This is a genomic window from Ruegeria sp. BC3, from assembly GCF_056539265.1.
In genome coordinates this window covers 181,139-194,963 of sequence record NZ_JBQFUP010000001.1, presented here as the reverse complement: position 1 = coordinate 194,963, position 13,825 = coordinate 181,139, and the positions used below count along the sequence as shown (strand labels likewise).

Annotated in this window: 12 protein-coding genes; 7 read left to right on the top strand and 5 right to left on the bottom strand. The window is 58.4% G+C overall.

The window, feature by feature from the left end:
- Positions 1-60 precede the first annotated feature (60 nt).
- Positions 61-624: a hypothetical protein gene (locus ACR0MV_RS00950; RefSeq protein ID WP_480700706.1), complete on the top strand. Its 564-nt coding sequence runs from the start codon at positions 61-63 to the stop codon at positions 622-624.
- 57 nt (positions 625-681) lie between these two features.
- Here the strand turns inward: ACR0MV_RS00950 and glpD are convergent, their stop codons facing one another.
- The gene (gene glpD, locus ACR0MV_RS00945) at positions 682-2,274 is read right to left on the bottom strand and encodes a glycerol-3-phosphate dehydrogenase (protein WP_480700705.1); all 1,593 of its coding nucleotides are present in this window, start codon (positions 2,272-2,274) and stop codon (positions 682-684) included.
- Between the two features lie 193 nt (positions 2,275-2,467).
- On the opposite strand from glpD, the gene ACR0MV_RS00940 reads away from it, so the two are divergent.
- From ACR0MV_RS00940 to ACR0MV_RS00925, 4 genes are all read left to right on the top strand, one after another.
- On the top strand, positions 2,468-3,229 hold the full coding sequence (locus tag ACR0MV_RS00940; protein WP_480700704.1) for a DeoR/GlpR family DNA-binding transcription regulator: 762 nt from the start codon (positions 2,468-2,470) through the stop codon (positions 3,227-3,229).
- Positions 3,230-3,347: 118 nt separating this feature from the next.
- Complete coding sequence (locus ACR0MV_RS00935) at positions 3,348-3,710, top strand: DUF3302 domain-containing protein (RefSeq protein ID WP_170421513.1); 363 nt, start codon at positions 3,348-3,350, stop codon at positions 3,708-3,710.
- A 20-nt stretch (positions 3,711-3,730) separates the two neighbouring features.
- The gene (locus ACR0MV_RS00930) at positions 3,731-4,876 is read left to right on the top strand and encodes an HlyD family secretion protein (protein WP_170421516.1); all 1,146 of its coding nucleotides are present in this window, start codon (positions 3,731-3,733) and stop codon (positions 4,874-4,876) included.
- A gap of 11 nt (positions 4,877-4,887) precedes the next feature.
- Positions 4,888-6,450, top strand: coding sequence for an efflux transporter outer membrane subunit (locus tag ACR0MV_RS00925; RefSeq protein ID WP_480700703.1), 1,563 nt, complete (start codon positions 4,888-4,890; stop codon positions 6,448-6,450).
- Between the two features lie 3 nt (positions 6,451-6,453).
- Here ACR0MV_RS00925 and mprF read toward each other — a convergent pair whose 3' ends face one another.
- The gene (gene mprF / locus ACR0MV_RS00920; RefSeq protein ID WP_480700702.1) at positions 6,454-9,063 is read right to left on the bottom strand and encodes a bifunctional lysylphosphatidylglycerol flippase/synthetase MprF; all 2,610 of its coding nucleotides are present in this window, start codon (positions 9,061-9,063) and stop codon (positions 6,454-6,456) included.
- Positions 9,064-9,145: 82 nt separating this feature from the next.
- A complete protein-coding gene (locus ACR0MV_RS00915; RefSeq protein WP_480700701.1) occupies positions 9,146-9,574 on the bottom strand; it encodes an Lrp/AsnC family transcriptional regulator in 429 nt (142 codons plus the stop codon).
- 86 nt (positions 9,575-9,660) lie between these two features.
- Here ACR0MV_RS00915 and rocF point away from each other — a divergent pair, with 86 nt between their 5' ends.
- Entirely contained in the window at positions 9,661-10,581 is a 921-nt protein-coding gene (gene rocF, locus ACR0MV_RS00910) for an arginase (RefSeq protein WP_480700700.1), read from the top strand.
- Positions 10,581-11,624 carry an ornithine cyclodeaminase gene (locus tag ACR0MV_RS00905; RefSeq protein WP_480700699.1) on the top strand — a complete coding sequence of 348 codons (1,044 nt, stop codon included), beginning with the start codon at positions 10,581-10,583 and terminating at the stop codon, positions 11,622-11,624. The genes rocF and ACR0MV_RS00905 overlap by 1 nt, the downstream gene beginning before the upstream one ends.
- Positions 11,625-11,753: 129 nt before the next feature.
- On the opposite strand, the gene ACR0MV_RS00900 is transcribed toward ACR0MV_RS00905, so the two are convergent.
- Positions 11,754-13,157: a TRAP transporter large permease gene (locus ACR0MV_RS00900; protein ID WP_170464141.1), complete on the bottom strand. Its 1,404-nt coding sequence runs from the start codon at positions 13,155-13,157 to the stop codon at positions 11,754-11,756.
- A gap of 3 nt (positions 13,158-13,160) precedes the next feature.
- Positions 13,161-13,790 (bottom strand): TRAP transporter small permease, encoded by a 630-nt coding sequence (locus ACR0MV_RS00895; protein WP_480700697.1) that lies wholly within the window; start codon positions 13,788-13,790, stop codon positions 13,161-13,163.
- Positions 13,791-13,825 lie beyond the last annotated feature (35 nt).

The window sequence follows — 13,825 nt, the reverse complement described above, 5'->3', positions numbered from 1 at the left end:
TCACCCCGATGTAATCACATGCTTACACAATGGGTCACCAAAACGCAAAGAGCCAGAAACATGACCGACGAAATCAAAATTACTGATCATAGTGACTGGGTCGAACGTCTGTTTGAGCCCTATCGCGAGGCACTGGGCGATGACTATCTGGCCTATCGCGGCCACGTTTATCGGGTGATCACCTTTGCGATGCATTTTCTGGACGGCGATGAAGAGGCGCGCCCGATGGTCGAAACCGCGCTTGTCTACCACGATATCGGGCTGTGGACGGAACACGACCTTGCATATCTTGAGCCATCAGAAGCGCACGCACTGGCTGACAACGAAAAGTACGATTGGGGTCTTGATCCCCAATTGCTCAAGGATGCCATCCATTGGCACCACAAGGTGTTTCCTTATCGCGGGCCGAACCAGCGCATCGTCGAAGCTATCCGCAAAGCGGATTGGATCGACGCCACCGAAGGAAAAATACGCAAGGGGTTGACCAAGGCTCAGGTCAAAGCAGTTCAGGATGCAATCCCCAGCTATGGCTTTGCGGATGTCCTGCAAAGGCTTGCCGGCGACCTTGGCGGTAACAAGTTCAGCGGCAACCTTCGCGTATTGCGCCGCGTGTTCAAGTGGTAGCCCCGGTCCTTTAGCCAAGACTTAAATCCAACCTTTAACTCAGGTCTTCAGAAGGTATCATGCCCTCGCCGCGACGGGCGCGCTGTAGGTATCCATCCAGGCCTGAATGCGCGCGATCTGCTCGTCGCTGAGCCGCAGGCCCATTTTGTTCCGGCGCCAGACCACATCCTCAGCCGTACGGGCGAATTCCTTGTCGATCAACCATGCAAGCTCCCGCGCGGTCAACGTCGCACCGAAATCTTCACCCAGATCTGCCGCTGCCTGTGCGTCCCCAAGCATCGCCTTTGCTTCGGTCCCATAAGCACGGACCAACCGTTCTGCCCAAGAGCGGTCGAGGAACGGATAGGCTGACAAAAGGTCCTCAACCAAGCCCTGCACCCCATCAACCGGGAAGTCCCCACCGGGCAACGCGACGCCCGCAGTCCAGGGACCGGGCAGATTGGGGAAGTGCTCCGCCACCTTGTCCAATGCGCTTTCAGCCAGCCGCCGGTAGGTAGTGATCTTGCCGCCAAAGACGTTCAATACCGGAGCCCCACCCTGTGCATCGACTTTAAGCGTGTAGTCCCGTGTCGCAGCTGTCGCGCTGCTGGCACCGTCATCGTACAGAGGGCGCACGCCGGAGTAGGTCCAGACGATATCATCGCGCGTGATCGGGTTTTCGAAATACTTCGAGGCGAAGGCGCACAAGTAATCTTGCTCGGCCTCGGTACAAACTGGCGGCTCCTCCGGGTTCGGATGGTCCTGATCTGTCGTGCCGATCAGGGTGAAATCACGTTCGTAGGGAATGGCGAAAATGATGCGCCCGTCCTCACCTTGGAAGAAATAGCATTTGTCGTGGTCATAAAGTTTGCGGGTCACGATATGGCTGCCGCGCACCAGGCGAACGCCCTCGCGGGAGTTGATCCGGATTTTCGTTTGGATGATGTCTCCAACCCATGGACCACCTGCGTTTATCAGCATCCTCGCCTGCACAACGCGCGACTCGCCGCTTTGGCGATCCCGGATCGTGATCTGCCACAGATCATCGACGCGCTCGGCGGAAAGAACCTCGGTCTGTACCAGGATTTCGGCGCCCCGCGCCTCGGCATCACGGGCATTCAGCACGACCAACCGCGAGTCTTCGATCCAGCAATCGGAATACTCATAGGCCGTTTGAAACTTGTCCTGCAGTGGCCCACCCTCGCGTGCGCTGCGCAGGTTCAGCGCGCTTGTTCCCGGCAGGATCTTTCGCCCGCCCAGATGGTCATACATGAACAGTCCCAAACGGATCAGCCACGCTGGACGCCGACCGCGCATCCAAGGCATCATAGTGCTGAGCAACCGCGACGTCGGCGTTTCGGAATCGAACCGCATATCCTTGTGATACGGCAGCACAAAGCGCATCGGCCAACTGATATGAGGCATCGCGCGCAGCAGCGTTTCGCGTTCGATCAACGCCTCGCGCACAAGGCGGAACTCGAAATACTCAAGATACCTCAGTCCGCCATGAAACAGCTTGGTCGAGGCCGATGACGTCGCCGAGGCCAGATCGTTCATCTCGGCCAGTGTCACCGACAACCCGCGCCCGACAGCATCGCGCGCGATGCCACAACCGTTGATCCCACCGCCAATGATGAACAGGTCCGTGACCGTATCGCTGTGCCGTTCCATATCCGGATGATTCTCTGTGCTGAAAATATCGTGGGCATTAACCCGGCATTGGTGCGTTTCGTCAATGTTTGCTTTCGCTTTTTTTCGCATTTTACCCCAAGTTTGCCCGAAGATCGCCTCTTTAGCCGTGCAGGCCCTTGCCAAAATCGCAAAATAGAACAAAAACGAACACAACCAACGCTCGGAGCCCTCAATGTCCCTCTCCTTTCGCCAGTCAGATATCCTGAACATCGCCCAGCAGGACGGTCGCGTTATGGTCGAGGATTTGGCCGCCCAGTTCGGAGTGACTGTGCAAACCATTCGCCGCGATCTGTCTGAACTGGCGGATATGGGAAAGCTTGACCGCGTGCATGGCGGAGCCGTCATAAGGTCGGGCGTCTCGAACATCGGGTACGAGGATCGACGTGCCCTGAACGAGGACGCCAAAGCACGGATCGCCGCGGCCTGCGCCCGCGACATCCCGGACGGGGCTTCAGTTTTCATGAATATCGGCACTTCGACCGAAGCCGTCGCACGTCAGTTGTTAGGTCATAAAGACCTGATGGTGGTCACCAACAACATGAACGTCGCCAATATTCTGGTGGACAACACCGATTGCGAAATCGTTGTTGCAGGCGGTGTGCTGCGCCGCTCGGACGGTGGGCTTGTGGGCAATCTGACGGTCTCAACCATACGGCAGTTCAAGTTTGACTATGCAGTCATCGGATGCTCTGCGCTCGACACGGATGGCGACCTTTTGGATTTCGATTTTCAAGAGGTCCTGGTCAGCCAAACCATACTTGCGCAAACCCGGCGCACCTTTTTGGTTGCCGATCATTCGAAATTCCAACGCGCGGCCCCTGCCCGCATCACCTCGTTGGCTGAGATCGACACGTTTTACACCGACACCCCCGTTGCCGCAGACCTGAACGACCGCTGCCGCGATTGGAACACGGCCTTGCGTATCTGCGGCTGATCAACCCCCGGAATCACCGCTTTCGTCACGGCACAACCAACAGTTGGCCACAAATAGATTGACGAACCGCCCACCGGCATTTGAGGATAAGGTAACCTTCCCAATCGGAGGCAGGAAGATGGGGTTACTTGGGCAGCCGCTGGGCTATTACGACTATCTGACTTTTGTTGCATTGATTTTGCTGCTGGCCGCCGTCATGGCGCTGTTTTTGTTTGTCATGGGATTGCCGGGCCGCATCGCGATCAAGCGCAACCACCCGCACGCCGAAGCGATCAAAATCATGGGATGGATGGGATTCCTGGCAATCGTGCCCTGGGTCCATGCATTCATCTGGGCGTTCCATGACGGCACGGTCGTCGATATTCGCCGCATGCCTGATGATGAACGAGAAGCCGTTCGCAAAGAAATCAAACGGTTGGGCGGCGAGTTGACGGAGGAATACCGCGACCCGCTTGACCCGGACGAGACGCAGAAAAGCTAAGGCCAAAGGAACCACAGACTATGTTCGTCGCCCTCGGCATTACGCTGTTCTACATCATTTTCGTCTGGTTCATCTTCTTCAAGATGCAATGGCTGAAGTTCAACATCATGTGGGGCATTGTGTCCTTCTGGGTTGGCGCGCATCTACTGCTGATCTTTCTGGTCGCCCTGCGGTTCTTTCAGCCTTTTTCCATCGACAGTCATGTGGTTCGGTCCACGATCCAGATCGTCCCCCGCCTGACCGAACCGACTATCCTGTCCGAGGTTCTGGTCGAACCCAACACCGAAGTCAAAAAAGGCGACCCGCTTTACCGGTTCGATGACACCGTCTTCAAGCTTGAGGTCGCAGAAGCCACAGCGCAGCTGGTCGCGGCCGAACAGAACGCTAAGATTCTGGAACAGGACGTCATCGCTGCATCCGAGGCGATTGAACGCGCCAACGCTCAGCTGGCCTATGCCCTGACCCAACAGGCGCGGTATGAAAACCTGGTGCCTGCAGGCGGCGCGCGTCAGGACGAACTGGATCGTTGGAACGAACAGGTCACCGAAGATCAGGCGCAGGTCAAAGAGGCTGGGGCCAATCTGGAAAAGGCGCAACTGGCGCTGGATTCCCAGATTGACGGTGTGAATACCGGCATACTTCAAGCGCAGGCGCAGTTGGACAAGGCCCAATATTTCTTAGACAACACCACCATTTACGCCCCCGAAGACGGCATGATTGTCTCTCAGCAGGCCCGCCCGGGTCTGGTTGTGGGCGATATCCGCTTGGGCGCGATTGCCAGTTTCGTGACAAAAGACAACCCCTATATTCTCGCTACTTACCGGCAGCAGAACCTAAAATTTGTCGAGGTCGGCCAGCCTGTCGAAGTGGCGCTTGATTTGTATCCCGGCGAGATTCTGACCGGCAAGGTCGAGGCGATCTGGTGGGCCACCCGTCAGGGCCAATACCTGCCCTCGGGCCGCCTGCCCGGGTTCGAACTGCCCAAGCTGCCGGGGCGTATTGCCGTGCAAATCTCGGTAGATATTCCCGACGGGCACACGTTCCCCGCCGGTGGCCACGCGGCTGTGGCGATCTATACCGGGCAAGGCAAAAGCTTTGAGTTCCTGCGGCGCATCAACATCCGGCTTTATTCTTTCGCCAACTTCATTCGACCATTGGATATTTGAGGACGCAAATCATGATCCGGGCCAGACTTCATCGCCAACTGCTGGGCACGGCCCTAAGCGCCGCCTTGCTGGTGGGCTGTACGCCCGTTGGCCCGGATTTTGTGCGCCCGAACTCTCCGGTCGTAAAACAGTGGATCGAGGTGAACAGCCCCAGCGCGGGTCAAAGCGGGCTGACATCCCGCAGCGCGCCGGTGGTCAAGTGGTGGGAGACCTTCAACGATCCAACCCTCAACAAGCTGATCGCCGAAGCCTATGCTCAGAACCTTGACCTTCAAGTCGCAGGCGCACGCGTCTTGCAGGCGCGCGCGCAGTTGGGCATCGCGTTCGGCGAGCTTTATCCGCAGTCGCAGGCCATTGGTGCCTCGATCGAGCGGCGCCAGATCAGTGACAATCTTGGCCCAATTTCCGATGTACGTCGGATTATCCCGCTGGATACAGAATTCTCGACCTCGCAGGTCGGGTTCGACGCACAGTGGGAGCTGGACGTCTGGGGCCAACAGCGCCGTGGGGTTCAGGCCGCACGGTCCAACCTGGCGCTGCAGGTGGCGAACTATGACGACGCTCTGGTCACTCTGACGGGCGATGTCGCAGCGCTCTATGTCAACATCCGCGCCTTGCAGGAGTCGCTGGCCGTTGCGCGCGAGAACATCCAGTTGCAGCAGGAATCCGCTGATCTGACCCAGCTGCGTTTCGACAATGGGGTCACAACCGAGCTGGACGTGCAGGAATCCACTGCACTGCTGAACAACACCAAAGCATTGGTACCCGAGATCGAAAGTGACCTGCAGCAGGCCAAGAACGCGCTGGCGGTGTTGCTGGGCACCACCCCGTCGCGCATGACCGGCCTGCTGGGCAATTCCGGGCGCATTCCGTCGGCGCGCAGCAATGTCTCGGTCGGTGTCCCGGCCGAGCTTCTGCGTCGTCGTCCCGATGTGCGCGCGGCCGAGCTGGCTGCTGCCACGCAATCGGCACAGGTCGGGATCGCTCTGGCCGATCTGTATCCGCAATTCATCCTGTCTGGCGCGATTGGCCTGCAGGCCTCGGGCGGGCGGGATCTATTCTCGTCGTCCAGTACGACCGGGCTGGCCAATGCCGGAGTGGTCTGGAATGTGCTGAACTATGGCCGGATCAAGAACAACGTCCGTGCTCAGGATGCGGCTTATCAGGCGCTGATTGCCAACTACCAAAACACTGTTCTGACGGCCTATTCCGAAGTGGAAAGCGCAATGGTGGCCTATGCCCAATCGCGCAAGCAGGTCGGGTTCTACGAAAACAGCGTGGCTGCATCGCGCAAAGCCGCCGAGATCGCCATCGACCAATACCGGGACGGCATCGCCAGCTATTCGCGCATCCTGAATACGCAAACCGCCTTGCTGCGATCACAGGCCAATCTGATTCAGGCGCGCCAGCAGGTCTCCAGCAATCTGGTCGCAGTATACAAGGGCTTGGGCGGCGGCTGGCAGATCCGGCAGAACCAGGAATTCCTGCCCGAAACCGTTCTGGCCGAGATGGCCTATCGCACCGATTGGGGTGATCTGCTGGAAAAAGACCCGACCCGCGCCAGCCTGAACTAACGCTTATTTGGTCAGCCCTCGCAGACCGCCGGAAATCAGGATGTTTACTTCGTACAGGATACGTGGGGCCGCCAAACCACCCGGGCTTGCGAGGTAGTTCGGGCTCCATTCCGGGTCGAACTTTTGCTTGAACGACCGCAGCCCTTCGAAGTGATAGAACTGCTCGCCATGCTCATAGACAAACCCACCAACACGGTTCCAGAATGACGCCAGTTGCCGGTTCTCGATCCCTGAAAACGGTGCGGCCCCCAAAGAGAACCAGTGGAACCCCTGCTCTGCCCCCCAGCTCATCATTTCGGCGAACAGAGCGTCCATGACAAAGCTGGGACTGTCGGGCTCATAGCGCATCAAGTCCAATGACAGCTCGGATTTGTGACCGCCCTGAAACAGGTTGGCGAAGGCCACAATCTGACCACCTTCCTCTTTGCGCAGTACTGCATGGTCAAAGTAGGACAGGTATTCGTCATCGAACCCACCCAGAGCAAATCCCTTTTCCGCCCCTGCTTTGTGCTGCAACCAGTCGTCCGAGATCTTACGCAGCTGCGGCAGTACCGGGGCCAGGTTTTCCTTGGGAATGATCTCAAACACATAGCCTTCGCGCTCGGCTCTGTTCTTGGCCTGACGGAACCTTTTGCGGGATTTTCCGTCCAACGAGAAATCCTTGAGAGGCACCCGCGCAACCTCACCAATCTTGAGGATGGACAGGCCCAGATCCAGGAAGGTCGGCAAGTATTTGGTCGAGACACTGTAGAAGGCGCATAGTTTGCCTTCGCGATCCGCCATCTCGCGCAGCTGCCAGATAAGCTGTTGCCCGGCCGTTTCGTCGCCCACCGGTTCGCCCTTGCTGATCAGCGCGTTGCCGGTATCGGCATAGGCCAGAAAGGCGTCCTCGCCCGGTGAAATCAGGAATTGCTTGTCCCCGGTCAGGGATATCTGCGCCTCGGTATCCTCACTTTCCAACGCCAACCGTTCGACGACCTCTGGAATCTCAGTCCGAACCTGCTCAGGCACATCGCGCCCAAACAATGAGTTCACGGCGACTACACCAAGGATGACCGCAACAACCAAGCTCGATCGTAAAAAGCGCGAGGCATCACCATTCCAAGCGAACTCCCACCAAAGGGCGTTCTGGTATTCGACATGGGAATAGGCAAAAAGTCCGATCCAGAAGATGACCAAAAGCAAGGCGATGACGCTGACCAGCCATGGGATGTTCAGGCGGAAAATCGACGCGCCGCTAACCCGGTAGAACGCCCCTCGGAACATCGCCAATAAAGCGATGGTGCACAGCATGCCGATGGCCTCGTGCGTGTGCAGCCCTTTGGTGATCGAGGCCACGAACCCCGCGACCATCAAAAGCATCGCAACAACCCACGCGCGATAGAGCTTGCGGAACAATCCACGCGATACCAACAACAGCAGAACACCCACTGCACTGCCCGCCAGATGCGAAGCCTCGACAAAGGACAAGGGCAGGAAATCGCGCAGCACGCCAAGGCTTTGACTGCTGGCGGGCAAAGCTCCAGAAACCAGCAGGATCACTCCAGCCACCGCGGCCACACCCGCCGCAACCATTGGGACAATTGGACGGATCACGCGATAGACCCAAGTGGCGGCTCCGCTGATATGGTGGCGGTGCGTCAAAGCGGATGCGACGGCGATTGACAACGAAGCGATTGCGAACGGCAAAAAGGTATAGACCACCCGATACAGCAACAAGGCGGCGATAACGTCGGAACGACCCGAAGCCCCCAAACCTGCAATCAGCGTCGCCTCAAACGCGCCGATCCCACCCGGCGCATGGCTCAGGATACCGACCGCAATCGCACCGATGTAGATTGTAAAAAAGAACGGAAATCCGACGCCCAGATCATCGGGCATCAGAATATAAAGGGTCATGGACGCGCCAAAGAGGTCTCCGATCGCGGCCAGCGTCAGCAACCCTGCCAGCTTGCCTCCAGGCAAGTTGAACCCCATACCACCCGCCGCCAATCTGCGCCCGCCCCGGGATAGCCAAATGAACACCGCAACCAGCGCCGCCAACAGGCACAATCCGATCACGGTTTCGGCGGTATCGCTGATCGGCAGAACTTTGGACACGCCGTCGGGGTGCAACGTCAGCAATCCCCCCAGCAGCAGCACAAAACCTGACCAAAACGCAATCCAAGAGGTCGCGATTACCCCCGCCACGCGGCCCAGATCCAAACCCAACGAGGCATAAATCCTGTACCGGATTGCTGTGCCTGTGATGTAGGAAAAGCCCAGACAATTGGACACCGCATACCCACACGCCCCGGCCATGCCTGCCACGGGCAAAGGAACCTCGCCTTTCGCCACGCTTTGCACGGCGAACACGTCATAAAGAGACAGGGACAGGAAGCTGAGCGCGGTAAAGCAAAGGGCGAAGAACATCAGTTTCCACGACGTGCCTGCGACGTCCGTTTTCACGTCGGCCCATTTCACATGCGCAGATAATTCGCGCAGGACAATCAGCGCGACCAGTGTGACCAGGATCGGAATCGCGATCCTGATCGCGGGTTTTTCAAGAAACCCCGAGACCCGTTCTGCCAATCGAACGGCCCAAAGGTCTTCCACGTTCTCGCCAGATGCCATGCTGTGTCCCTGCTCTCAGGCGCACTTGGAATACGCACTGCGACTGTGACACAATTTCGTTCAAGCTCAAAGCACTACGGGGTCAGAGCCGCCCTTTGCGTGTCGATAGAAGTAGGTTGGTTTCGGATCGGGTAATCCCCTCCATCCGTCGGATCTGAAACAGAACCTCGTCCAGCTCAGCCAGTGTTTCGGTCCAAATTTCAGCGATCAGATCCCAACCGCCGTTCGTGGAGTGGACAGCGCGCACCTGCCGCATCGCTGCGATCCGGGCCATCGTACGCTCGGTCCCGCGGCCCTCGATCTCCAACATCATCAAACCGCGCACCGGGCTTTGCGCTACGTCCTGACGGGTGAGGACGGTGAAGCCCACAATCTCGCCCGATTGCTTAAGCCGCTGAAGGCGGCTGCGTACAGTGGTGCGGGTGACACCGAGCGTTTCAGCCAGTTCAGACAGCGACGCCCGCGCGTCCCGATGCAATGCGCTAAGCAACCTACTATCCAAATCGTCCATGAATACTTCTCATTTCGTTTGTCTGAATGACAATTTGAACATTTTGCTGTCTTTTCGCAAGCCACCGCGCATGTCTAGATACTCATATGGATAAAAAAGACATCATATTGGTCGGAGCACCGATGGACGCTGGCAAACGGCGTCAGGGCTGCCGCATGGGCCCAGACGCCTATAGGGTGGCAGGTCTGCAAGAGGCCTTGGCCGATCTCGGTCACCACGTGACGGATATCGGCAATGTTAGTGCCGATCCGTCGGATGTCCCCGAGCACCCGCATCTGGTCACGCTACCCGAATGTGTCGGTTGGACTAGTGCTCTTGCCCGAGCTGCACAGGACACTGCGCCCAACGGCCTGCCGATCTTCATGGGGGGCGACCACGCGCTTTCGATGGGAACGGTTGCGGGCATGGCCGCTCACGCGGACCGAATTGGACGACCGCTATTTGTGCTTTGGCTGGACGCCCACAGCGATTTCCACACGCCCGACAGCACCGGCAGCGGCAATCTGCACGGCACCCCGGTCGCATACTTCACCGGACAGCCCGGATTTGACGCATTTCCCCCTTTACCTGTTCGCGTGCCCACAGACCGCGTTGGCATGATCGGTCTGCGCTCTGTCGACCCGGCCGAGCGCGCCCGGCTGGAACAGGATCAGGCCATGTTGGCCGACATGCGCAGCATTGACGAACACGGCATCAAGGCCCCCCTGATCGCGTTTCTTGACCGCGTGCGCGCAGCGAATGGTATTCTGCACGTCTCGCTGGATGTCGATTTCCTTGACCCCTCCATCGCCCCGGCTGTTGGCACGACCGTACCCGGCGGCGCGACCGAGCGTGAAGCGCATCTTGTGATGGAGCTGCTGCATGAAAGCGGACTGGTCTGCTCGCTGGACCTGGTCGAACTGAACCCGTTCCTCGATGAGCGCGGACGTACTGCAAAATTGATGGTCGATCTGGCCGCGTCCCTGCTGGGTCGCCGCATCTTCGACCGCCCGACCCGGAGTTTCTGATGACCCAACCTTCCGACAAGGCGCTTGTGCCCTTTGTATCCGTCGACAACATGATGCGACTGGTGCATCACATCGGGCTCGAGCGGATGATCACCCAGATCGCCGCCCAGATTGAGGCGGATTTCAAACGCTGGGAAAGCTTCGACAAAACGCCCCGCATCCCTGCCCACTCACCCCATGGCGTGATCGAGCTAATGCCCACCTCGGATGGCGAAGCCTATGGGTTCAAATACGTCAACGGTCACCCCAAGAACACGTCCGAAGGCCTGCAAACCGTGACCGCATTCGGCCTGCTGGCCGATGTCTACACCGGCTATCCGACCCTTTTGACAGAGATGACAATGCTGACCGCACTGCGTACCGCGGCGACGTCAGCTTTGGTAGGCAGCTATCTGGCCCCAAAGTCTTCGCGCGTGATGGCGATGATCGGCAATGGCGCGCAATCGGAGTTCCAGTGCCTCGCGTTCAAGGCCATGTGTGGGATTGATACCGTCCGTCTGTATGACACCGATCCCGCCGCAACCGAGAAATGCGCGGGCAATCTAAAGAATTCGGGCCTGACTGTGGTGCTGTGCAAAACGCCAGAAGACGCCATCGAGGGTGCGCAGATCATCACCACCTGCACGGCGGACAAAAAATACGCCACGATCCTGACTGACAACATGGTCGGACCGGGCGTGCACATCAACGCCATCGGCGGCGATTGTCCCGGCAAAACCGAGTTGCACCGTGATATCCTTCTGCGTTCGGACATCTTCGTCGAATATCCCGAACAAACCCGCATCGAAGGCGAGATTCAGGCGCTGGACGACGATCATCCCGTGACCGAGATGTGGAAGGTCATGACAGGCCAGGCCGAAGGTCGCCGCGACGATCGCCAGATCACTCTGTTCGACAGTGTTGGATTCGCGATCGAGGATTTCTCGGCCCTGCGCTACATCCAAACCGCCATCGAAGACACTGATTTCTTTGAACCTCTCGACATGCTGGCCGACCCAGATGATCCACGGGATCTGTACGGGATGCTGATGCGGGCGGGTTGAACGGGGGCTCTGCCCCCGCCGCCCTTCGGGCGACTCCCCCGAGGTATTTTCGGCCAGATGAAGTTTCGGATCCCCTGCTTCATCTGGCTACAAATACCTCGGAGCGCGAGGCAGAGCCTCGTAAATGGCCTAACCTGCCAGTGAAGGCAGGTAGAGAACAATTGCCGGGAAGGCCACAAGCAGCGCGATTGTGACCGCATCGGCGATAAAGAATGGTGTCACGCCTTTGAACACGTCCTGGACACTCAGGTCCGGGCGGACTCCTGCGACTACGAAACAGTTCAAACCGATGGGGGGCGTGATCAGACAGAACTCGGCCATCTTCACCACCAAAATGCCAAACCAAATGGCGCACATCGGACCGGACATGCCAAAGGCACTGTCGGCGGCGCTGACGGTCTCACCGCCATTTAGCGCCATCACGGCTGGGTAGACAACCGGCAAGGTCAGCAGCAACATCCCGATCGCATCCATGAACATACCAAGCACCGCATAGGCCAGAAGGATGCAGATCAGAATCAGCATCGGCGACATTTCCAGCGAGGTAATCCAGTCGGAAAATGCACCCGGCAAGTCGGCAAATCCAAGGAACCGCACGTAGATCAGAACGCCCCAGATGATCGAGAAGATCATGGCGGTCAGTTTGGCGGTTTCCAGCAACGCCGATTTGAACTCGGGCCAGCGCATGCCGTGGAACAAGGCAAAGCAAAAGACGATGAACGCCCCAATAGCCCCGCCCTCGGTCGGGGTGCCCCAGGCCTTGTCACCAAACGGGTTATAGACAAAGCAGATGATGATCAGGATCACCGCCACAATCGGGATCGCGCCCGGCAACGCAGAGAACCGTTCTTTCCAGGTAAAACCGGTCACCGGCGGACCGACGTTTTTGAAAATCACCGCGATGCCCACGATCAACAGACCGTAGACAACAGCGGAAAACGCTCCGGGGATGAAACCGGCCAACAGCAGCTTGCCAACATCCTGCTCGACGATGATGGCATAGATCACAAGGATGGCAGAGGGCGGGATCAGCGAGGCCAGCGTACCGCCAGCGGCCACCACTCCGGCGGCGAATTGCTTGTTGTAGCCGACCTTCAGCATTTCAGGGATCGCAATCCGGGCGAAAACGGCCGAAGTCGCCACCGATGCGCCGGACACGGCGGCGAAACCTGCTGTGGCAAAGACGGTTGAGACTGCCAGCCCGCCAGGCACCCAGGCGACCCAGCGCTTTGCGGCCTCGAATAGGGCTCGGGTAAGGCCCGCGTAGTACGCCAGATAACCGATCAGGATAAAGGTGGGAATCAGGCTGAGTGTATGCGCCGCCACCTTGGAATGGGGCACCTGCCCCGCGGTTTTAACGGCAACCGTCAGCGCCTTGCCAAAGCGGTCGGGGTCATACCCAAATTTCGCCCAGAAAATCCAGACCAACCCGACCAGCCCCGCAAGGCCAGCCGCAAAGGCCACGCGCATTCCGGTTACGACCAGAACCAGCAGGCCACCTGTGACCCACAGGCCAATGTCAATCGTGTCCATGCGCTAGTCCTGCCCTTCGAATTGCTCGGCCTCGGCAGCGGCCTGGGCTGCTGCGTCCTGTATCAAGGGCACCGCCACCGGGTGTTCAGCCCCGACAATCAGCGCACGACCGTATCCCCAAATCTGTAAAACCAGCCGTAGGCACAGCACCGAAAAGGCGACCGGCGCCAACAGCTTTGCGGGCCAGAGTGGGATGCCGACATCGATGGAACTGTCGCGGCTCCAGAGCGGCGCGCCAAAGTCGAATGACCGATCAAAATGTGACCAGCTGCCCCAGACCAACGCCAACATCAGGACGAGGATCAGAAGGACCGAAATCAGTTCGAACAACCACAGAGCGCGCCCGTGCAGGCGCGAGATGACGATGTCCATTCGGATGTGACCACCATCACGCTGGACGTAAGAAATGCCCAGAAAGGCGATCAGCGGCATCGCTTGTTCAATCCAATCGACATATCCCGGCAGAGGCGCGTTGATCGCGTTGCGTCCGCTCACCGAGATTACCGCCAAAACCATAAGGCCAAACACCGCTATACCGCTGATCAGAGCCAGAAATCGCTCCAGTTTCAGCAACTTACGATCCAATGAACTTAGAAGGCTGTCGTCCTCAAGCACCGTGGCCTGTCCTGCCATTGCGGTGTTCCCCTGTTCTTATAAGTGTCCGGGCG

What these genes read in the sequence shown, in the direction of transcription:
- ACR0MV_RS00950 (WP_480700706.1), top strand. Translation starts at nt 61, where the DNA reads ATGACCGACGAAATCAAAATTACTGATCATAGTGACTGGGTCGAACGT.
- glpD (WP_480700705.1), bottom strand. Translation starts at nt 2,274, where the DNA reads ATGGAACGGCACAGCGATACGGTCACGGACCTGTTCATCATTGGCGGT.
- ACR0MV_RS00940 (WP_480700704.1), top strand. Translation starts at nt 2,468, where the DNA reads ATGTCCCTCTCCTTTCGCCAGTCAGATATCCTGAACATCGCCCAGCAG.
- ACR0MV_RS00935 (WP_170421513.1), top strand. Translation starts at nt 3,348, where the DNA reads ATGGGGTTACTTGGGCAGCCGCTGGGCTATTACGACTATCTGACTTTT.
- ACR0MV_RS00930 (WP_170421516.1), top strand. Translation starts at nt 3,731, where the DNA reads ATGTTCGTCGCCCTCGGCATTACGCTGTTCTACATCATTTTCGTCTGG.
- ACR0MV_RS00925 (WP_480700703.1), top strand. Translation starts at nt 4,888, where the DNA reads ATGATCCGGGCCAGACTTCATCGCCAACTGCTGGGCACGGCCCTAAGC.
- mprF (WP_480700702.1), bottom strand. Translation starts at nt 9,063, where the DNA reads ATGGCATCTGGCGAGAACGTGGAAGACCTTTGGGCCGTTCGATTGGCA.
- ACR0MV_RS00915 (WP_480700701.1), bottom strand. Translation starts at nt 9,574, where the DNA reads ATGGACGATTTGGATAGTAGGTTGCTTAGCGCATTGCATCGGGACGCG.
- rocF (WP_480700700.1), top strand. Translation starts at nt 9,661, where the DNA reads ATGGATAAAAAAGACATCATATTGGTCGGAGCACCGATGGACGCTGGC.
- ACR0MV_RS00905 (WP_480700699.1), top strand. Translation starts at nt 10,581, where the DNA reads ATGACCCAACCTTCCGACAAGGCGCTTGTGCCCTTTGTATCCGTCGAC.
- ACR0MV_RS00900 (WP_170464141.1), bottom strand. Translation starts at nt 13,157, where the DNA reads ATGGACACGATTGACATTGGCCTGTGGGTCACAGGTGGCCTGCTGGTT.
- ACR0MV_RS00895 (WP_480700697.1), bottom strand. Translation starts at nt 13,790, where the DNA reads ATGGCAGGACAGGCCACGGTGCTTGAGGACGACAGCCTTCTAAGTTCA.